The organism is Alphaproteobacteria bacterium, assembly GCA_040905865.1.
Lineage (GTDB): Bacteria > Pseudomonadota > Alphaproteobacteria > UBA8366.
The window spans coordinates 48365-68805 of record JBBDQU010000045.1 but is presented as its reverse complement, the minus strand read 5'-3'; the positions used below and the strand labels follow the sequence as shown (position 1 = coordinate 68805).

The following is a 20441-nucleotide window of genomic DNA, read 5'->3' as shown; positions in this document are numbered from 1 at the left end:
AGCCACTGATGGAGAATCGCGCTTGGACCGCCGGATATTCATACAGGGAATTGCGGCGACGGGCATGGCCGTGACGGCCGTCACCCCGGCGACCGCCGCAGCCCCGATGCATACCCGACCGATCCCGAAATCCGGCGAGACGATCCCGGTCATCGGCCTGGGGACGTGGATCACACTCAATGTCGGCGATGACCCGCAATTGCGGGCGGACCGGCTGAAGGTCGTACAGGCGTTTTTCGACGAAGGCGGGCGGATGATCGATTCCTCGCCCATGTATGGTTCTTCGGAAGAAGTCATCGGCTGGTGCCTGGCCCGCATCCCGGATCGCAACCGCGTGTTCGCCGCCACCAAGGTCTGGACGCCGACCCGGTGGCTCGGCGAAAGGCAGATGGAAAAATCCCTCGACCTGTGGGGCGTGGCGCAATTCGACCTGATGCAGGTGCACAACCTGCTGGACTGGGAGGCGCATCTGGAGACCCTGCTCGCGTGGAAGGCGGCGGGGCGGATACGCTATATCGGCATGACCACGTCGCATGGCCGGCGGCATGACGACCTGGCCGAAATCATGGAAACACAGCCCATCGATTTCATTCAGATCACCTATAATGTGCGGGATCGCGAAGCGGAGAAGCGACTGCTGCCGCTGGCCGCGGAGCGCAGGATCGCCGTCATCGTCAACCGTCCGTTCCGGGGCGGCGAACTGTTCAACGGTGTCGAAGGCCGTCCCCTGCCCGGCTGGGCGGCGGAAATCGATTGCGCCAACTGGGCGCAGTTCTTCCTGAAATTCATCATCTCCCATCCCGCCGTGACCTGCGCCATTCCCGCCACCAGCCGGGTCGATCACCTGTACGAGAACATGGGCGCGGGCCGCGGCGCCCTGCCCGGTCCCGACATGCGGGCGCGCATGCTGCGCCATATGGAAACCCTGTGAGGCGGCGCCGATGATCCCGTTCTCCAGGGACGTTTTCCTGAACGTCGTCGAACGCTATGGCGCGGCCATGCAACCCAGCCAGATCATCGCCTTCCTGTTGGGCTGCGCCATGGTCGACATGGTCCGCCGGTACCGGCCGACCGGCAGCCGCCTGATTTGCGGATTGATGGCCGCCGGCTGGTTCTGGATCGGCATTGTCTACTACGGCAGCTACATCGTGGCGCTGAGCTGGGCGGCGTGGATCGCCGCCGCGGCGTTCGTCCTGCAGAGCGCCTTGCTGCTCGTTTTCGGCACCCTCCAAAACGCCCTCGCGCTGCAATACGAACGAAGCGTTCATGCGAATGTCGGGATCGGGTTCATGCTGTACGGCCTGTTCGCCTACCCGGCGACAGCGGTCGCAACCGGGGTGGCGCTGAAATCGGCGCCGGTCGTCGGCCTGGCGCCCGATTCAACGCTCCTGTTCACCCTTGGGCTCCTGCTGGTCGCGAAGAACCGGACGCCCCTTCTGCTGGCGATTCTGCCCCTGGGGCTGGCGGCCGCCAGCGGCATTTCGGCAATCCTGATCGGACTTCCCGAGGATTACGTCATGCTGCCGGCGGCGATTTTGGCGCTGGTGCTGATCATCGCGAAAAACCGGCGCGCCGGATAAACCGGCCGGCCGCCACGACTACTTTCTGCCCTGTTCCGGCGGGTTTGGCAGTGCGGCGATCACGGACATCAGGCCATCGCTGTATCCGTCGCGGAGGCTGACCCAGTAGGGATCGTCGCGGCGGTATTTGGACAGGTTTTCCGCCGAAAAACTGTCCTTCCTGTAACGCAGCAGATCGATCGGCCCTTCGACGGACAGATTGCTTCGAATCGTCGCGTCATAGGACAGCAGCGCCAGTTTCGCCGCCGTATCCAGCGAGGTCTTGTCGCAGATTGCCCGGTCGAGAATCGGCTTGCCGTATTTCGTTTCACCGATTTGCAGCAGTTGCGAACGCGACGAGGCCTCGATGAAGTTTCCGGCCGAATAGATCTGGAACAGGCGATGCGCCTCGCCCAGGATCTGACCGCCGACAAGAAACGTGGCGTTCGGATCGCCATGCATCCGGACGAATTCGCCGTCATGCTGCAGCACATCGCGCATCTGGCCGCCGACCATGCGCGCGACTTCGAACATGGTTTGCGCGGAAAACAGGTCCCGGCCCGAATCGGGTTTGTTCAGGTTTTCCCGCAGCAGGGTGATCACGGCCTGGGTCGTCCCCAGGTTGCCCGCGGACAGGATCGCGATCACCCGCTTCCCCGGCTGTTCGAAAATCGACATTTTCCGGACCTTGGCGATCTGGTCGACACCGGCATTCGTGCGGGAATCCGAAGCCATAACCAACCCGTCATCCAGATACACTCCAAGACAATAGGTCATTTTGCGTTCCTTTTGGGCTAACCCTGTTAAGAAAATCGTATTAACGATGTGGCTAATTTATGGGCGGAATTCGATACGATGCAAAAGCGCCGCACAAGCGAAATTGGTGCCCGATACAGCAAATATTTTTCTTTCCCTCAAGGAGACTCCCGTGACCACGAATCTGGCGGAAATCGTCGCAACTGTCCGCGCGGACATGGAATCGCATATCGGTTCCGGCCGCGTCGCCGATTACATTCCCGCGTTGTCCCGCGTCGATCCCCGGAAATTCGGCATCGCGGTCACCACCTGCGACGGCGAAACCATCACCGCCGGCGACGCCGAGGAACCCTTTTCCATCCAGAGCGTGTCCAAGGTCTTCGCCCTGACCATTGCGCTTGAAAGGGTCGGGGAAGCGTTGTGGCAGCGGGTCGGGCGGGAGCCTTCCGGCTCCGCCTTCAATTCCATCGTCCAGCTGGAGCACGAACACGGCATTCCGCGCAATCCGCTGATCAATCCCGGCGCCATTGTCGTCGCGGACGTGATTTTGAACCAGCGCGACCCGAAACTGGCGATCACCGAAATCCTGGAATTCCTGCGCGCCCGCGCCGACGACCGGTCGGTGCAGATCGACCAGGAAGTCGCCCGATCGGAAGCGGATACCGGGCACCGCAATACCGCCATGGCCTATTTCATGCGCGCCTTCGGCAATCTGAACAGCCCGGTCTACGATGTCCTGACCACCTATTTCCATCAATGCGCCATCACCATGAACTGCGTCCAGCTGGCCCGCGCCGGGCTGTTCCTGGCCGGCAGCGGCCGCGACCCGATTTCCGGCGAGCAGGTCGTCAAGGAAGCACGGGCGCGGCGCATCAATGCGGTCATGATGACCTGCGGCCATTACGACGCCTCGGGCGACTTCGCCTTCCATGTGGGCCTGCCGGGCAAGAGCGGCGTCGGCGGCGGCATCCTCTGCGTCGCCCCGCACCGCGCCTCCGTCGCGGTCTGGTCGCCAGGGCTCAACGCGGTCGGCAACTCGCTGGTCGGCTCGCTGGCGCTGGAACGGCTGGCCCTGCTGACGGGGTGGTCGGTTTTCTGACCAGACGGTAGAATCGCACTACACAACGACGTCCGAAACAGGAGGGCACCCGATGACCACCAAATCCGCCACCGCCGCCTCTGAAACCCATAGGGCGCCGGAATTCCGCCATCCGGACGACATGGATTGGGAAATGGGCCGGTTCAAAAACCGCACCAAGTTCCTGTTCCACCCCTCCGAAGCGCATCCGACGCGGCCGAATGCCGGGTTCCTGCATTACGAACCGGGAGCGGGATTTCCCTTCCACAAGCATGAATTCGCGCAGGTCTGGTACATCATCGACGGCACCTTCCGCATGGGTGAAAAGACCTATGGACCCGGCACGCTGGTCTGCATGGACGACCCGCATTTCGAGGACGAGATGTATACCGAAACCGGCGGCACGGTGCTGTTCGTACAGTATCCCGGGCCCAATACCGGTGCGCGGCCGCTCTATGAGGGGCGCATGAATCTCGCCCGCCCCGAAACGCCCGAAGAACACGATCTGGACCATTAGGCGCGACCGACGGGAGCACCGCGTGACATCCGCCACACCAGCGCCCGGCGGCGCCCCCGCACCGCGCACCCGGGCGGTCGCGGCGCTGCGCGGGGCCGGTATTCCGCTGCTGATCCTCGGCCTCGTTACGGCGCTCGTCGCCGTCGACTTCGTACCGCTGCCCGAAGGGGCCAGCCCGGACAGTGTGCGCACCGGAATCCTGGTGGTGTTCACCATCGCGTCCTGGGCGATGAACCTGCTGCCGGAACCGTTGACGACGCTGCTGTTCTTCCTCGCCGCCATGCTGTTCCATATCGCCGCGCCGACGACTGTCTTCGCCGGCTTCGCCACGCCGACATGGTGGCTGGTGCTGGGCGGCGCCATTGTCGGGATCGCCATCCGCACCACGGGGCTTGGCCCCAGGCTGGGGCGGCTGTTCTTCGGCCGGGCGAGCGGCGGCTACCGCTATTTCATCGCCATGGTCGTGGTCGCCTCGGTCAGTCTCGCCTTCCTGATGCCCTCGACCATGGGACGGGTGCTGCTGCTGGTGCCCATCGTCATGGGGCTGGCGGACCGGCTCGGCTTCACCCCGGGGCGCACGGGCCGCACCGGCCTGATCATGGCCACGGCGATGGGCAGCTACCTGCCCTCCACCGCGATCCTGCCGGCCAATGTGCCGAACACGGTGCTGCTGGGCGCCGCCGACGCGCTGTACGGGATAAAGCTGCAATACGGCTCATATTTTCTGCTGCATTTCCCGGTGCTGGGGCTGGTCAAGGGGGCGGTGTTGATCTGGCTGATCTGCCGCCTGTTCCCCGATACCGTGGCGTCGCAGCCGGCCGCCACCACCGCCGGACATGGGCGGCTGTCCTCCGGCGAGGGCCGCCTCGTCTTCCTGCTGGCGTTGATGCTGTCGCTGTTCGCGACCGATTTCTGGCACGGTATTTCGCCGGCCTGGATCTGCCTCGGCGCGGGGCTGGCCTGCCTGCTGCCGCAATCGGGGCTGGTGTCGTCGAAGGAGCTGCAGCAGGGCCTGGCCATCGGGCCGCTGCTCTACGTCGCCGGGTTCCTCAGCCTCAGCGCGGTAATCGCGCAAAGCGGGCTTGGCGCCTGGGCCGGGCGCGGGCTGCTCGACCTCGCCGAGATGACGCCGGACAACCCGATTGCCAATATCCCGCTGGTCGCCGCGATCTATGCCGGGATCGGGCTGCTGACCACCCTGCCCGGCCTGCCCGCCGTGCTGACGCCGGTCGCGGGCGAATTCGCCCAGGCCAGCGGACTGTCCATCGATACGCTGCTGAACCTGCAGGTGCCGGTCTTCGCCACGGTATTCGTGCCCTACCAGTCGCCGCCGATGATGATCGCCATGCTGATCGGCGGGGCGGCGCTGAAGGACGGGTTGAAGCTGTGCCTCGTCCTGTCCGCCATCACCGTCGCCGTCATCCTGCCGCTCGACTTCGCCTGGTGGTGGCTGCTGGGGGAATTCAACGTCTGATCGATTCCTATGCCGCCGTCACCCGGCAGCGCAGTTCGCTCTGCAATGTCGAATGCAGGAAGCAGGTGCGTTTGGCGGAATGCATGACATCGCGGGCGTATTCCGGATCCGGTTCGTCCGGGTTCAGATACAGCACGGTGCCGATGACCGGCGCTGCTTCCGGCGCGGCGCCGGGCAGGGGAATGTCGATGGCCTGGATCATGCGGTAGTCGTGCACCGGGCGTTTCATTGCCGCCGCATAGCGGCCAAGCTGGGTCATGAAACAGAATCCGATTCCGGCGGCAAGCAGCACGGCGCTGGACGGCGCGGTGGGCGACCCCGCATCGGAGGACCCCCGCCAGGCGAAAACCCCGGCTTTCGGCCGCGCGATGCCGGTTTCGCCGACAATCGCGCCGTCCGCCGTGACCCGCGCGGTGGCGGATACCCGGTTGCGGCGGTTCTGCACCGCATCCAGCCCCGAACCGCCGGTCTGGACGAATGTCGGATCGTCCGGCCGCAACCCGCTCTTGACGATGCAGGAGGTGCCGACCGCCGACAGCGGCGCGGCGGGCAGGACATCGATGCCGACCGCAAGTCCGCAGCCGGGCGGGTCCAGCGGTACCGGCGCGCCGTGCGATACCAGGCTGAACTCGCTTATGAAGGCGCTGCGCATCAGGTAGCCGGCCAGCGACCCGGATACCGCCTCCAGCGCCAGCGCGGAGACCGCCCGCTTCGGCAGGTCCCTGATCGAAACCGCGACATCGGGGTTCAGCCCCGTGCCTTCCATCGTCCCTTGCAGGATCGAGCCGCTGAGGCTGTAGTGATTGGTCATGTCGACCGACAGCGCCGACGCGGGAATGCCCTGTGCGGCGGCTTTCTCGGCGACAGCCCCGGCAACGGAACACGCCATCCCGGCGGCGAACCAGGCCAGCGGCGGCGGCGCCCAGTCGGTGCCGCCCAGCCCCGGCCCCTCGTCGCAGAGCAGTTGCCAGGCCTCATCCGCAGCCGGGCGGAAAACCTGCCCGCGTTTCTGCATCACCTCCAGCGGGTCGAAGGCGGCCCAGATCCGTTCGAATCCGTCGGGCGGTGGTTCCAGGCCGGCGCAGGCGGCCGCCGCGTCTATCGCCAGCGGCCCGGTCTCCTGCAGAAATTCATCGGAAGCTTTGTCGAATGGCACGGCGATTTCTCCCCGGGATCAGGCGCGGCGACTTTGTTGCGGAAAAGATTATACGCATCGACCCGATGAATAAATGGCGGCGCCGCAGCCGGATATTCGGGGAACCGTGCCGGGCAACCGTCCGTTCATACCGGTGATGCCGTACCGCTCGGCCGGCAATCGAACTTTAGGAAAGGGACAGCACCGATGAAATTTCTCACCGATGGCGAGTATTCATTCAGCGACGAAGAACTCTCGCTTTACGCAAAACACGATCTGCGCCGCTACAGGGTCACGATTGACCGGGAAGTGTTCGAGCGCCGCTACAACGCCACCGCGTCCGGCGATTTCCATGAATACTGGGGCCTGCTGATGGACAACAAGGCGGAACTGGAACGCCTTGCCGCGGAAAAGCATGCCGCCATTGACGCCACGCCGGGCACGCCGATAACCATCGCAACCGACGACCTGCAGGATTACTGACCGGGACGGCCCCGGTTGGCCGGCGGCTCGCCGGAGCCGCCGGCATAAAAACGTCGCTTGACAATGCATCCATATATCGTGTTTTCTGGATATATGGATAAAACGCAGACCCTCGATGCGCTGTCCGCGCTGTCGCAGGGAACCCGGCTGGATGTCTTCCGACTGTTGATGAAGGCCGAACCCGAAGGACTGTGCGCCGGTGACATCGCCGAACGGCTGGGGGTGCGCCAGAATACGATGTCCGCCAATCTGGGCATTCTGGAGCGCGCCGGCCTGATCCGGGGCGTCCGGGAAGGGCGGAGCATCCGCTATTTTGCCGACCTGGACAGCATGAGGGCATTGCTGCGGTTTCTGATGGAAGACTGCTGCGGGGGGCAGCCTGAACTGTGCGCCCCGTTGCTGCGCGATATCGTCACTTCTTGCTGAAAAAACCCGACACATGAATATTGAATCGATAATCGTCCTGTTTCTCGGCGACCGAAACGCCGCCACCGACCCGCGCCCGACGCACCGGGAAGAATTCGCCCGACCCGGCGCGCCCGCCTGACCGCCACCTGCCCAGGGAAAGCACACCGCATATGACTACAAATATGACAGCCGCCGCGCCGGCCGGCATCGGATTCTTTGAAAAATGGCTGTCGGTCTGGGTCGCCCTGTGCATCGCCGCCGGGATCGGGCTGGGCAGTCTCGTGCCCGGATTGTTCGATGTGCTGGCGAAGCTGGAATACGCCTCGGTCAACCTGGTGGTCGCGGTGCTGATCTGGGCGATGGTCTATCCGATGATGGTGAATGTCGACTTCGCCAGCCTGCGCAGCATCGGCGACCGGCCCAAGGGGATGGTCATCACCATTCTGGTCAACTGGCTGGTCAAGCCCTTCACCATGGCGGCGCTGGGCGTGCTGTTCTTCGAAATCCTGTTCGCCGACCTGATCGCCCCCGCCGACGCGGAACAGTATATCGCCGGGCTGATCCTGCTGGGCGCGGCCCCCTGTACGGCGATGGTTTTCGTGTGGTCGCAGCTCACGCGTGGCGATGCCACCTACACGCTGGTCCAGGTGTCGCTGAACGACGTCATCATGATCTTCGCCTTCGCGCCCCTGGTCGCGCTGCTGCTGGGCGTCACCAGCATTGTGGTGCCCTGGGAAACGCTGCTGCTGTCGGTCGGTCTCTATGTCGTCATCCCGCTTGCCGCCGGTATCGTCACCCGGCGCTGGCTGGTCAGCCATGCGGCGCGGGGCGAATCCGGCGCCGCGGCGGTGGAGAAATTCACCGGGACGATCAAGCCGGTATCGGTTTCCGGGCTGCTGGCCACGGTGGTGCTGCTGTTCGGATTCCAGGGGCAGGTCATCCTCGACCGGCCGGTGCTGATCGCGCTGATCGCCGCGCCGCTGATCATCCAGTCCTACGGTATCTTCGTCATCGCCTATGGCGCGGCCTATCTGTGGAAGGTGCCGTTCAACGTGGCGGCGCCCTGCGCCCTGATCGGCACGTCGAACTTCTTCGAACTGGCGGTGGCGGTCGCGATCAGCCTGTTCGGCCTGTCCTCGGGCGCGGCGCTGACCACCGTCGTCGGCGTGCTGGTCGAGGTGCCGGTCATGCTGTCGCTGGTCGCCTTCGCCAACCGCACACGGGCACATTTTCCCGGCAGTTGACCGGATTCCCCGCTGTACATGCGGCGGCGCGCCGGTATTGTCGCGCCATGCAGAAGGATCCCGCATCGTTCCGGAAACTCGCCGTCATCACCGGCGATCACAAGGCCAGCGACCCGACCAAGCTGGGCGCCGCCTACGGGCCCGAAGACCTCGCCGCGCATGCCGCCATGGTCGCGGCGCTGGAAAGCCTGAACCGGTTTTGCATTACCGTGTACAACGACCATGACGGGCTGTTCGAGCGGCTGACGGCCGACCGGCCCGACCTGGTGGTCAACTTCTGCGACACCGGCGTCAACAACCGGCCGACGCGGGAACTGAACCTGCCGGCCTGGCTGGAGCTCCACGGCATTCCCTATACGGGCGCCTCGCCGCAGGCGATGGTGCTGTGCTTCGACAAACAGGTCGTCCGCCTGCTTGCGGAGGCAATCGGCATCGAGGTGCCGCGCGAAGCCTGGATGCCGGCCGAAAAGGGTTTCCAGACGCTGCCCGGATTCTATCCGGCGCTGCTGAAACCGAATACCGCCGATGGCAGCGTCGGCATCACCAAAGACGCGGTGGTCCGAAACGACGACGAGGCGCGCCGTTACCTCGCCTTCCTGCACGATACCCTCCCAGGGCACGACGTGCTGTGGCAGGAATACCTGCCGGGACCGGAATACGGCGTCGGATTGATCGGCAATCCGGCGGATACCCTGACCGCGCTGCCGCCGCTGGAAGTGGACTTCTCCCAACTGCCCGCCGGGCTGAACCCGATCCTATCCTTCGAATCGAAGGCCGACCCGGATTCGCCCTACTGGACGAAGATCGCCTTCCGCAGGGCCGCTATCGATGCGGCCACCGCCGCGCGGCTGACCGGCTGGGCCGGCACGCTGTTCGGACGGCTGGGCCTGCAGGATTACGGGCGGTTCGATTTCCGCTGCGCCGACGACGGGCGGCCGAAGCTGATGGAGGTCAACCCCAACCCGGCCTGGGCGAATGACGGCAAGCTCGCCTTCATGGCGTCCTTCGCCGGAATCGCCTACCCGCATATGCTGGAAATGATCGTCGACGCCGCCATCACCCGGCTATAGCACATCAGGATAGAATGGAACCGCATCAGGTTCCATTCTATCCTGTGAAGGTGCTATATCTTCAATAAGATAGATCAGATTCACGTATTTGGTTGAATCGCCTCTGGCGATCCAACCAGATACGATCTGATCTGTGCCGCGCGTCACAATAGCTTGCGGGGAATCGCCACTGTCCAGTGCCGTGATTCGAACGGCGCGCCGCCGTCGAAAGCCTCCACATCGCCGGAAAACTGGAAGGCATCCGCGGTTACGGACAGCCGCGTGCGGCAGTCCACCCGGATCGACCAGTCGTCGCGCCGCAGGGTGGCGCTCTGCACCAGTTCCGTCTGCGCCGACAGCGGATCGTCCTCGACGATCCGGTAGCGCTTCATCATCGTGAAGCCGATGTCGAGGTCGATATCCTCAAGCCGGGCCAGCGCCGCGCCGCCCAGTTCACCGCCATCGCCGCGCAGCGTATAGACCATCTCGTTCGTGGTCAGGTCGATCTCGACCCGCCGGCGCATGTCCATATGGGACAGCTTCTTCTGCTGCGCGCCCGGCGCGGCAACAGGCTCCCCAAACGGCCGTAATCCGGCATCGTCATCACGATCCGGCCGGACCGGAAGATCGAGAAACCCGGTCCCCGTCCGCACGGTCAGGATCGCCGTTTCCGGCGCCGGCCAGATCATCGGCCAGTACCCCGTGGACAGGGCCAGCCGCAGCCGGTGCCCGGCCGGGACGGCCTGCCCCAGGTCATCCAGCTTCAGCGTGACGCGGTACCATGTCCCCGGTTCCAGCGGCGACGGGAATTCGTGGCTGTCGCGATGGGTCAGGTTGAGGATGCCAAAGGATATTCGCCCGGACGTGCCATCGGGATGCACGTCGCACAGCCGCGCGACGAGAAAGGCCACGGGCTTGTCCGATTTGATATCGAGGGTGAGTTCCGGCGCGCCGAACAGGTCGATATCCGCCGCCAGCGGATCGCTGTCGAACAATTGCGAGCCGCCATCGTCCGAGCGCTGGTCGCGTGGCGCTTCGCCATCCGACCCGAAACCGCACCATTCGCCGCCCCGCACGCCCATGGTATGCGGCGAACTGAAGCTGACCTCGTGCGTCTCGTGCTCCGCCTCGGACAGGTGACCCCAGCCGAGATGGTAACGGCGGGTCGCCGCCTTCGCGTCGGGCCAGTCCGCCTCCGCGACCCAGCGGCCGGGCCGGGTCTCGTATTGCGGCTGCGGCGGCAGGCTGTCCTGGACCCAGACCCGCAGCATCGGTTCGTCCATGATTCCGTCGTCAATGCCCTTCAGCCAGTGATCCCACCAGCGCACCGCTTCCTGCAGATAGCCGATGGAGGGGCCGGGAACCGAGTCATGCGGAAAGGCGTGCGACCACGGGCCGATCAGCCCCTTGCGCGGGCCCGGCAGGCCTTCCAGCAGTTGCGACACCGCATTGGTATAGCCGTCCGCCCAACCGCCGATGGCGTAGACGGGACAGGACACCGCGGCGAAATCCTCGCAGACCGAGCCGTGTTTCCAGAATTCGTCGCGCCACGGGTGCCCCATCCAGACCGCCGGGAACGGCTGCAACGCGGCAATCCGGCCGCGCCACATGTCGCGCCAGCGGTCGCCGACGATCTGCGGATCCGGCGGCAGCGCGTTGTAATGCATGAAAACGGAACCCCATTGCATGTTCTCGTTCAAAAGGCAGCCGCCCTTGTAATGCGCGTCGTCGGCATAGCGGTCATCGGCGGCGCAGAGCGTGATGATCGCCTTCAGCGCCGGCGGCCGCAGGGCCGCGACCTGCAGCGCGTTGAATCCGCCCCAGGATATCCCGGTCATGCCGACGGCGCCCGAACACCATTCCTGCGCCGCCAGCCAGGCGATCACGGCAACCGCGTCCTCATGTTCCTGGGCGGTGTATTCGTCATGCAGCACACCCTCGGAATCGCCGGTGCCGCGCAGGTCGACGCGGATACTGGCATAGCCGTGCAGGGCGTAATACCGGTGCATCGGTTCGTCGCGCAGCCGCATGAAGTCGCGCTTGCGGTAGGGCAGGTATTCGAGCAGGGCGGGAGCCGGCCCCTGTCCTTTCGGCAGCCACAGCCGGGCGGCGAGCTTCGTGCCGTCCGGCATCGGAATCCAGATGTTCTCGATTTCCTCGATCGTGGACAGGTCCATCGGCGGATACCGGTCAGCCATCCACGGCCGGCCGGCGTCGGCGCGCGGAACGCAATTCCTGGGTCGACCAGTAGCTGAGCGCCAGCCGCTCGCGCGCCCGCATGCCGGCCTCGAGGTTCCAGCAGTTCACGATGCCAAGCCGGAAACCGCCCGGCGGCATGGAATGCCAGGCTGGCGGGCGGTCCTCATGAAAGGTTACCTGCACGCTGGTAACGTCCGGCATGGCGCGGATGTCGTCGATCAGGTCCCGCGGCGGATGGTGGTACTGGACGTTATGCGCGCCGAACAGCACGACGCTGTACCCTTCGCGGCGCGCTGAATCGTCGTATTGCCACACGCCGTCGCGGTACAGCCGGACCAGCGCATCGACCCAGGGATGGCCGCCGTACAGGTCCGGCCACTGGTCGGCGAAGCGCAGATGCGCCTCGATGATCCGCGCGCCGATGGTTTCGAAATTGGCCATGCCGGTATAGCCCGTCAGGTTCCTGCGCAGCCAGTCCCCGCAATATTCCTCGATCTCCGGCTTGCTGTCGGCCAGCACGGTCCAGTAATCGAACATCCCGCCCTTGAGCGGCTCGCCGGTGGTGTGGCGCCACCATTTCGCCTCGCCATCGACCACCGCGACATCGGTCGAAACATGCTCGCCTTCCAGCAGGGTCGTCCAGAAATGACCGGGTTTCTGATGCGTCTTGTAGTCGGTCAGGTTGCGCATGACGCGGCTGCCGGTCCCCATGCCGCGCATGTTGAAGACCGGCTTGGAGAAGACGGGAAAGGACGGCGGCTCAAGCCCGTGCGGACCGCAGGCAAAGCCCTGACTCTCGGAAATCTCCAGTTTGTTGTAGACCCATTTGTATTCCGGATACCACAGCCAGGCGTCGCCGTCCTCGGTCGGAACATTGACGTCCTCGGGGCAGTCCACCCCCTCGAAATACTGCATGCGCCACGGATCGGCTTCCCGGATCGGCATTCGCCACCCCACTCTGTCGCCGCGTTTCAAGGAATACGGCAGCCGGATATTTGTAGCCCCCGCAGCGGCGGCGGGCAACGACCACAAAATCGCTTGACCCGGCAACGCCATGTTGAAACAAGGGGCCGGCCCCTTCTCCCGCAGCAGGTCTGACCGAAGCGTGCCGAAAATGCTGCCCTATGCCGCCTTTACCGCCGTGCGCCAGAACACGCTGCATGGAATCCTGTTCATGTGCCTCGCCGTGGCGCTGATGCCGGTCATGAACACGATCGCCAAGATGCTGGCCACGGAATACCCGTTGCAACAGGTCGTCTGGGCGCGGTTCGCCGGGCATTTCCTGATCATGCTGCTGCTGTTCATGCCGCGCCGGGGCTGGCGCGTCTTTGTCACCACCCGGCCCCTGGTGCAATTCGCCCGCTCGGTGACCATGTTCGCCTCCAACGGCTGTTACATCGTCGCGCTGTCCCTGATCCCGCTGGCGACCGCGTCATCGGTCAGCTTCACCGCGCCGCTGATCGTCACCGCCCTGTCCATGCCGCTGCTGGGCGAGCGGGTCGGACCGCGCCGCTGGGCCGCCGTGCTGGTGGGGTTCGCCGGCGCGCTGATCATCATCCGCCCGGACGGCGCGTCGATCGCGACCGGCGAAATGCTGGTGCTGGTCTCCGCGACATCTTTCGCCTTCTACCAGATCCTGACCCGCAAGCTGGTCGCGGTCGACGCGCCGGACACGCTGATCCTGTACACCGCGCTGGCGGGGACGCTGATTACCAGCGCCGTCGTCCCGTTCTATTTCGAAGCGCCGCGCGAATGGCTGCATGCGCTGGGGTTCGTCCTGCTGGGCGGCATTGGCGGCGCGGTCCAGTATCTGGTCATCAAGGCGCTGCAATACGCCCCCGCCGCGATCACCGCTCCCTTCGCCTATGGGCAGCTCATCGGCGCGACCGTCCTGGGCTATTTCTTCTTCGGCGATTTCCCCGACAGCTGGACCTGGGTCGGCGCCGCCATCATCGTCGCCAGCGGCGTTTATGTCGCCTATCGCGAGCGCGTCCGCGCCCAGGAAAAGAACCGGTCATAGGCGGCCTCCGCCATCCCCCGCCCGGCGGCTTCAGAAGAACAGCGTCAGGTTCTTGGCCTGCAGGACGCTCTGGTCGAGGAAGATTTCGCGCGCCGCGATTTTGAACCCGCCGCCATCGGGGCGCAGCCGGTCATGGCGCTTGCCGACAAAGAAGTCCGTCTCCGTCTCGTTGCGGTTGCGATAGATGAAGAAACGGCAATGCGTGTCGATACGCCCGTCATCCGCTTCCACGACGCGCAGATTGGCGATCATGTGGCTGGTGCGGGAAACCGGCTCCTCCGCCCAGTGCAGCCCGGTCATGATCTGCTCGACCCGTTGCTCCAGTTCGAAGCGGCCCTCGTCGAACCAGTTCAGGTCGGCGCCTTCCCTTGTGTATTCCCCGTCCCATTTGCCCGTTTCGCGATTGCTCGCGACCGGCATCCAGTAGCGGATATCCGCGTCCAGAAGGGCAAGCCATTCGCGAAACCGGCGCGTATCCAGCAGGTCGGCCTCCGCGATATAGAACTGCTCCACCCGGTGGCGGAGGATGACCTGTGCCAGGAAGGCGCTCTCCGGCGTCGCGTCCATGACCGGCGCTATTCCGCCGCCTGCAGCGGCTTGCGCTGGAACGGGGGGCGGTCCATGTCGCGCGCCCAGCGACCGTAATAGGCGCGCTGGTTCTGTTCGGAGACATCCTCGGTCGCATAAATTTCGCCGCCCAGCCAGGATACCGGCCAGCCCTTGCGCTCATGCCCCATGCCCATGCCGTAATGGAAATCATGGCGTTTCGCGATGGTGCCGCGCGCGCCCTGATGCGCCGAGCTCCAGTTTTCCATGTCGTCCTGTTCGGTCAGGCCCGACGGCCCCTGGTAACGGATGACATAATGGCGCAGCACGTTCTTGACCTCGTCCGGCGCCGATTTTGGCGCCAGGAAGATGCGCCAGATTTCGGTTTCATGCGGACCGGAAGGATGCCAGGTGCCCATGCTCTGCACCCCGTTGGAGTAGGACACATTCGGGAAGATCGTGCCGCCATGCCCGTACCAGCGCGCCTTCTCGCCCAGCTTCGCCTGTCGCTTCGCGTAGCAGTCGCGGAAGTAATCCTCGACCACCGCCATTTCCTGATAGGTGGGCACGTAGGCGTAATCATCCTTGAACAGTTCGCCCCGGGCGTTGTGGCCTTCCTTCGTCAGGATGTTCAGCTTGTGCACCGCGCGCGTTTTCGACACCGTGTCATAGGTATGCCGGCCCCTGGTGCCGGCGGGCGACAGGACCACCGCATCGACCGAGGCGTGGCTGGGGTTGTGATAGTAATCGCCGCCGAAATTCTCCGCGCCGAATTTCCAGTTGCACGGCACTTTCCATTTGAAGACGCCGCCAAAGGCTTCCCAGTCGCCATGGGTGCCGTCGGGCAGTTCGCAGTAATCGTCGAAATAGAAGCGCAGGTCGCCCAGATAGTCCTCGAATGCCGGCGTTTCCTCGTCCCAGCAGGCGAAGACATAGCCGTGATAGCTGGCGACACACGCCTCGATCAGCCCCCATTGCGACCGGTCGAGTTCGTTGTGATAGCCGCTTTCCAGCTTCGGCACGCCGATCAGTTCGCCCTCGTCGGAAAACACCCAGGCGTGGAAGGGGCAGGCGAATTTGCGTGAATTGCCGCTGTCGTAACGGCAGACCCGCATGCCGCGATGGCGGCAGTTGTTGAGGAAGACATGCAGCCTGCCATGCCGGTCGCGGTTGAAGATGACCGATTCCTCGCCCATCCGGCCCAGCATGTAGTCACCCGGTTCCGGAACATGGCTTTCATGGCCGACAAACAGCCAGGAGCGCGCGAAGATGCGCTCCAGTTCGTCGTCATAGATGGCCTGCCCGGTGAAAATTTCCCGGCTGATCCGGCCCTTGTCCAGGTTGACCAGCCCGCCCGTATACCGCCGCGCGCCGCCGCCGCTCATTGCGATGGCCTCCCTCATCACATTCGCATGCCCGAACATAGCGATTCCGCGGGCCGGGCGGCAATAGAGGCGCCGCAATCCCGCAATATCCGGCATTTTCCCCGCCGTCGGATCGCTATAGAATGCAACTGTCACCACCTTACAGGGGGAGCCGGAAGCATGAGCATCGAATCACCAATCTGGCCGGCGCAGCTGGATCACCTTCGACTCAATTCCGATGACCCGGCGATGCTGGCCGATTACTACGCCACCGTGTTCGGCTTTCACCGGTCGCCCTTCGAGGACGATACCTTCCTGCTGCAGGGTCCCGGGCGGCGACTCGTCATCGGCGGCGGCAGGCCGGGCGAGCGGCCCTATCACGGCTTCCGGGTGCAGAGCCGCCGGCAGCTCGAGGAGATCCGCGACTTCGTCCAGGGACAGGGGCTGAACACCGAACCCTCGCCGTCGACCGTTTTCGAACCCGACGCGGTGGCGGTACGCGACCCCGATGGCTGGCTCGGCGTCTTCGGCCTGCCGCGCCGCGACCTGCCGTCACGGAAAGCGGTCAATACGCCGTCGGCGCTGAAGCTTTCGGGGCGGCTGCAGCATGTCGTTGTCGCGACGAACAACCTCGCGCCGATGATGCAATTTTACGAGGACGTGCTGGGTTACGCCGCATCCGATTACTGCGCCGCCGATGTCGACGACCCGGCGACGCGCAAGGTCGCGTTCTACCGGTCCGACCCGGAACATCACAGTTTCGCGGTGTTCAGCGCCTCGGAAGTCCGTTCCGACCACCATGCCTATGAAGTCGATTCCTGGAACGATATCCGCGACTGGGCCGACCACATGGCGTCGCGGAACATCAGGCTGTGGTGGGGGCCGGGCCGCCACGGCCCCGGCAACAACCTGTTCTTCATGATCAGGGACCCGCACGGGAACCAGGTGGAAATTTCCGCCGAACTGGAAAACCTGCCGCGCGAAATGGCGCCCCGGACCTGGCCGCTGGAGGAACGTTCGCTGAACCTGTGGGGTCCCGGCTGGATCAGAGATTAGCGACCATTGCCGGCGCGACTTCCTCCATGAACGGTTCCAGCACCGTCGTCCGGCGCAGGACGCGGCTTTCATGGGCTGTGTCGAAGGGGGTCGCGCGGTGCAGCACACAGCGATTGTCCCACATGACCAGGTCGCGCCGCCGCCAGCGGTGCCGGTAGATCAGTTGCGGCGCGGTCGCGCGCTCGTTCAGGTCCGCGACCAGCGCCCGGCCTTCCGCTTCGGGCATGCCGGTGGCGTAGGCGGCATGTTCGCCAAGATACAGCGCGGCACGGCCCGTTTCCGGATGGACCCGGACAATGGGATGTTCGACCGGCGGCGCGGCGGCGCGCTGCTCCGCCGTCATCTGGACGCGCGCCCCGGAACGGCGCCGGGAATCGTTCAGGTCGTGGACGGCCGTCATGTTCGCGATGCGCGTCCTTGTGGCGTTGTCGAGATCGTCATAGGCCGTATACATGTCGGCGAACAGCGTATCGCCGCCTTCGCTGGGAATCTGCAACGCATACAGCATGGTGATGGCGCCCCTGCGGTGCGACCATGATCCATCCGTATGCCAGATCATCGCGCCCGGATCCGGATGTTCCCCGGTCGGCCGGCCATCCCTGTCCAGGTTGCTGATCACGAAAATGCCGGGATCCACACCGCGATACTGGCTCAGCACATGTTCCTGGATATCGCCGAAATACCGGCTGAGGGTGATCTGCTGCCGTTCGTCGAGCCCCAGGTCGCGGAAAACCAGCACCTGGTGCTCCAGCAGCGCCTCTTCAATTACCTTGAACAGCGCCTCGCCGGAAAATCTGGTGAAGTCCAGGCCCGTTATCCGCGCTCCGAATGGACCGCTGAGGGGTGCGATATTGAAACAGCGCTTACCCGCAACCATGACCGGCGGCATCGTTTTCCTCCCACGGAATTTCCGCCTGAACCGAGGCGGATTCATCACAATAACGCTTCGAGAAGGCAATAGTTCACTGACGGCAGACCGCTCAAGGGGCAGCCGCCCACCTATTCTTCCCGCCATTCCCATACGAAAGCCTGAAGACAATACGGGCGATCATTTTGCCGGACAAGCGGGGAAATAATCTGAATCGCTATAAAATACTGGATTTGGGGGATTTTTTTCCCGCATGCATCGCAGTCAAGGAAAGCGATCCGAAAACTGGCCATTAAATGACGCGGGGAGGAAAACTGTAATATCTGGCAAGGCCTTGGCAGGTGCGCGCATAACGAAGCCGCGGGGGATTTCAGAGTCCCAGAATGGCCTTGGCGATAATATTCTTCTGGATTTCGTTCGATCCGCCATAAATCGACGCGGCCCGGCGCAGGATTCTCTCGCTCATGATCCCGACGCTGTAATCCGGACCGACCGGCGCCTCATTGGTGTCCGGGCGCACCTGGCCCGGTCCGAACGGCAATGCGTAATACGCCATCGCCTCGACCAGAAGCTCGTTCAGTTCCTGTTCGATCTGCGTCCCGCGGATTTTCAGGGTCGACGATTCCGCGCCCGGCGGCCGCCCGGCGCTCATCGCCGCCATCATGCGCAGATTGGTCACTTCCAGCGCCATCAGATCGACCTCGACCGCCGACAGTTTCGCCCGATATTCCGCGTTGTCGATCAGGGCGCCGCCTTCCGACCGTTCCATCGCGGCGATTTCCCTGATCTTTTCCACCACCCGCTTCGATTTCGAGACGCCGGCGATACCCGTGCGTTCATGCCCCAGCAGGAACTTCGCATAGGTCCACCCCTTGTTTTCCTCGCCGATGCGGTTTTCGACCGGCACCCGGACATCGTCGAAGAAAACCTCGTTCAGGTAATGCATCCCGTCCATCGTGATGATCGGCTTTACCGTCACGCCGGGCGTTTTCATGTCGATCAGCAGGAAGCTGATGCCTTCCTGTTTCTTTACATGCGGATCGGTCCGCACCAGACAGAAAATCATGTCGGCCCGGTGCGCCTGCGAGGTCCAGATCTTCTGGCCGTTGACGACGTATTCGTCACCGTCGCGGACCGCGCGGGTCTGCAGCGAGGCGAGGTCCGACCCGGCCCCGGGTTCCGAATAGCCCTGGCACCAGAATTCGTCGCTGGACAGGATTTTCGGCAGGTAGCGCTGTTTTTGCGCGTCGGTGCCGAAGGTGTAGATCACCGGCCCGACCATGGTGATGCCGAAGGAACTGATCTTGGGGCAGTCCGCGGCCTGGTATTCCTCGCCATAGATGAATTTCTGCACCGCGCTCCATCCGGTCCCGCCATATTCCCGCGGCCAGCCCGGCGCGATCCAGCCCTTGCGGTACAGGGTCTTCTGCCAGTCGACCATCGCCTCCTTCGACAGGTAGGAAGGCGTCCGCCGCACGACCCGGCGCACCGGTTCCGGCAGGTTTTCGCGCAGAAACGTCCGGACTTCGTCCCGGAACGCGAGATCGGCCGCGCCGAAAGTCATGTCCATCGTTCAGCCTCCTGCACGCTGCGTCTTCCGCATATTGTACCGCCGCCGCGCAGAACGGCAACCGGCTCCATCGACGATGTGCAGGCGGCCGGATTTCAGGTCTTCCGATACATCACGCGCCCTGTTCGGCGCGGAGCGCGAACCCCGCTCGGTCAGATACCTTCGATCGGCACGCCCTCGACGGAAACCGACGACCTGCCATCCACGCCGACCGGCACGTCGCCGACCAGCGTGGTGCGGTACATCTGGCGGTCGTCGTCAATCTCGAACACATCCCTGGGCGCCAGATGCGCCGTCGAGCGGTTATCCCAGAAGGCGATATCGCCCTTGTTCCAGCGGAACCGCACCGTGTATTCCGGGCGAACCGCGTGTTCCCACAGCATCTCCAGCATCATCTGGCTTTCACGCGGCGCCATGCCGATGATCGATTTCAGGAAGGTCGGGCTGATGAACAGGACCCGCTCCCCCGATTCCGGGTGCACCCGCACAAGGGGATGTTCGCTGATCAGGGTCCGGCTCTTTACCGATTCCGCGTATTCGTGACTGGCCGCCGCGCCCTGCGGCGGCGCAAAGCTGTGCAGCCCCTTCAGATTGTCCACAATTCCGCGCATGACTTCCGACAGCCCGTTATAGGCGGCGGCGAGGTTGGTCCACTGCGTGTCGCCGGCATGCGGCGGCACGATGTCGCCGCGCAGGATCGACGCGGCGGGCGGGTTGATCGCCGCCGTGATATCCGTGTGCCAGCCGGACCACGGCCGTATCATCGGCGCGCCGGTAAAGGTCTGCGCCTTGCGGTGCTTTGCGACCGAATAGATTTCCGGGAACCTGTCGTCATGGCCGAAGACGACATGGCCGATTGTCGGCGCACCGAACTGCCGCGTGAAGGCGACATGCTGGGCATGATCCAGGTGCTGGCCCCGGAAGAAAACGACCTTCCATTGCACCAGCGCCGCGCGGATTTCCGCCACCGTCTGCGGCGAAATCGGCTGTTTCAGGTCGACACCGGTAATTTCCGCGCCGGTATGCACCGTCACCGGCGTCACCTCGATGGTGGCATTCCGCCCGGCTTCCTGACCCTGTTCCATGACAGCCGACATTTTCCGTCTCCTTCCATC

At 64.2% G+C, this 20441-nt stretch carries 20 protein-coding genes; 11 read left to right on the top strand and 9 right to left on the bottom strand.

Annotation, left to right across the window (positions count from 1 at the left end; all coding sequences use genetic code 11):
* The first annotated feature begins 64 nt into the window (after positions 1 to 64).
* Both WD767_09155 and WD767_09150 read left to right on the top strand, forming a co-directional pair.
* The gene (locus tag WD767_09155; GenBank protein MEX2616251.1) at positions 65 to 931 is read left to right on the top strand and encodes an aldo/keto reductase; all 867 of its coding nucleotides are present in this window, start codon (positions 65 to 67) and stop codon (positions 929 to 931) included.
* Positions 932 to 941: 10 nt separating this feature from the next.
* The gene (locus tag WD767_09150) at positions 942 to 1580 is read left to right on the top strand and encodes a DUF6064 family protein (protein ID MEX2616250.1); all 639 of its coding nucleotides are present in this window, start codon (positions 942 to 944) and stop codon (positions 1578 to 1580) included.
* Positions 1581 to 1598: 18 nt separating this feature from the next.
* Here WD767_09150 and WD767_09145 read toward each other — a convergent pair whose 3' ends face one another.
* Positions 1599 to 2336 carry a peptidase gene (locus WD767_09145; protein ID MEX2616249.1) on the bottom strand — a complete coding sequence of 246 codons (738 nt, stop codon included), beginning with the start codon at positions 2334 to 2336 and terminating at the stop codon, positions 1599 to 1601.
* A 151-nt stretch (positions 2337 to 2487) separates the two neighbouring features.
* Here WD767_09145 and WD767_09140 point away from each other — a divergent pair, with 151 nt between their 5' ends.
* The 3 genes from WD767_09140 to WD767_09130 are packed head-to-tail and all read left to right on the top strand — an operon-like array spanning position 2488 to position 5384.
* On the top strand, positions 2488 to 3414 hold the full coding sequence (locus tag WD767_09140) for a glutaminase (GenBank protein ID MEX2616248.1): 927 nt from the start codon (positions 2488 to 2490) through the stop codon (positions 3412 to 3414).
* A gap of 52 nt (positions 3415 to 3466) precedes the next feature.
* Positions 3467 to 3910 carry a cupin domain-containing protein gene (locus tag WD767_09135; GenBank protein MEX2616247.1) on the top strand — a complete coding sequence of 148 codons (444 nt, stop codon included), beginning with the start codon at positions 3467 to 3469 and terminating at the stop codon, positions 3908 to 3910.
* Positions 3911 to 3932: 22 nt separating this feature from the next.
* Complete coding sequence (locus WD767_09130) at positions 3933 to 5384, top strand: SLC13 family permease (GenBank protein MEX2616246.1); 1452 nt, start codon at positions 3933 to 3935, stop codon at positions 5382 to 5384.
* Between the two features lie 7 nt (positions 5385 to 5391).
* Here WD767_09130 and WD767_09125 read toward each other — a convergent pair whose 3' ends face one another.
* Entirely contained in the window at positions 5392 to 6540 is a 1149-nt protein-coding gene (locus tag WD767_09125) for an OsmC family protein (protein MEX2616245.1), read from the bottom strand.
* A gap of 186 nt (positions 6541 to 6726) precedes the next feature.
* Between WD767_09125 and WD767_09120 the strand changes: the two genes are divergently transcribed.
* From WD767_09120 to WD767_09105, 4 genes are all read left to right on the top strand, one after another.
* Positions 6727 to 7002 carry a hypothetical protein gene (locus WD767_09120; GenBank protein ID MEX2616244.1) on the top strand — a complete coding sequence of 92 codons (276 nt, stop codon included), beginning with the start codon at positions 6727 to 6729 and terminating at the stop codon, positions 7000 to 7002.
* A gap of 93 nt (positions 7003 to 7095) precedes the next feature.
* A complete protein-coding gene (locus WD767_09115; protein MEX2616243.1) occupies positions 7096 to 7428 on the top strand; it encodes a metalloregulator ArsR/SmtB family transcription factor in 333 nt (110 codons plus the stop codon).
* A gap of 152 nt (positions 7429 to 7580) precedes the next feature.
* On the top strand, positions 7581 to 8654 hold the full coding sequence (gene arsB, locus WD767_09110; protein ID MEX2616242.1) for an ACR3 family arsenite efflux transporter: 1074 nt from the start codon (positions 7581 to 7583) through the stop codon (positions 8652 to 8654).
* A gap of 47 nt (positions 8655 to 8701) precedes the next feature.
* A complete protein-coding gene (locus tag WD767_09105; protein MEX2616241.1) occupies positions 8702 to 9724 on the top strand; it encodes a D-alanine--D-alanine ligase in 1023 nt (340 codons plus the stop codon).
* Positions 9725 to 9867: 143 nt separating this feature from the next.
* Here WD767_09105 and WD767_09100 read toward each other — a convergent pair whose 3' ends face one another.
* Together WD767_09100 and WD767_09095 are read right to left on the bottom strand one after the other, a co-directional pair.
* Positions 9868 to 11901 (bottom strand): CocE/NonD family hydrolase, encoded by a 2034-nt coding sequence (locus tag WD767_09100; protein ID MEX2616240.1) that lies wholly within the window; start codon positions 11899 to 11901, stop codon positions 9868 to 9870.
* Positions 11894 to 12847 carry a hypothetical protein gene (locus WD767_09095; GenBank protein MEX2616239.1) on the bottom strand — a complete coding sequence of 318 codons (954 nt, stop codon included), beginning with the start codon at positions 12845 to 12847 and terminating at the stop codon, positions 11894 to 11896. The genes WD767_09100 and WD767_09095 overlap by 8 nt, the downstream gene beginning before the upstream one ends.
* 169 nt (positions 12848 to 13016) lie before the next feature.
* Here WD767_09095 and WD767_09090 point away from each other — a divergent pair, with 169 nt between their 5' ends.
* Positions 13017 to 13922, top strand: a complete 906-nt coding sequence (locus WD767_09090; protein MEX2616238.1) for a DMT family transporter — start codon at positions 13017 to 13019, stop codon at positions 13920 to 13922.
* A 30-nt stretch (positions 13923 to 13952) separates the two neighbouring features.
* On the opposite strand, the gene WD767_09085 is transcribed toward WD767_09090, so the two are convergent.
* Positions 13953 to 14489 (bottom strand): 3-phenylpropionate/cinnamic acid dioxygenase subunit beta, encoded by a 537-nt coding sequence (locus WD767_09085; GenBank protein ID MEX2616237.1) that lies wholly within the window; start codon positions 14487 to 14489, stop codon positions 13953 to 13955.
* A gap of 8 nt (positions 14490 to 14497) precedes the next feature.
* On the bottom strand, positions 14498 to 15853 hold the full coding sequence (locus WD767_09080; GenBank protein MEX2616236.1) for an aromatic ring-hydroxylating dioxygenase subunit alpha: 1356 nt from the start codon (positions 15851 to 15853) through the stop codon (positions 14498 to 14500).
* Between the two features lie 159 nt (positions 15854 to 16012).
* On the opposite strand from WD767_09080, the gene WD767_09075 reads away from it, so the two are divergent.
* Positions 16013 to 16888: a VOC family protein gene (locus WD767_09075; GenBank protein ID MEX2616235.1), complete on the top strand. Its 876-nt coding sequence runs from the start codon at positions 16013 to 16015 to the stop codon at positions 16886 to 16888.
* On the opposite strand, the gene WD767_09070 is transcribed toward WD767_09075, so the two are convergent.
* The 3 genes from WD767_09070 to WD767_09060 form a co-directional block, all read right to left on the bottom strand.
* Positions 16878 to 17777, bottom strand: a complete 900-nt coding sequence (locus WD767_09070; GenBank protein MEX2616234.1) for a TauD/TfdA family dioxygenase — start codon at positions 17775 to 17777, stop codon at positions 16878 to 16880. The two genes, WD767_09075 and WD767_09070, sit on opposite strands and share 11 nt — an antisense overlap.
* Before the next feature lie 349 nt (positions 17778 to 18126).
* On the bottom strand, positions 18127 to 19326 hold the full coding sequence (locus WD767_09065) for an acyl-CoA dehydrogenase family protein (GenBank protein MEX2616233.1): 1200 nt from the start codon (positions 19324 to 19326) through the stop codon (positions 18127 to 18129).
* A 152-nt stretch (positions 19327 to 19478) separates the two neighbouring features.
* Positions 19479 to 20423, bottom strand: coding sequence for a TauD/TfdA family dioxygenase (locus tag WD767_09060; GenBank protein ID MEX2616232.1), 945 nt, complete (start codon positions 20421 to 20423; stop codon positions 19479 to 19481).
* Positions 20424 to 20441 lie beyond the last annotated feature (18 nt).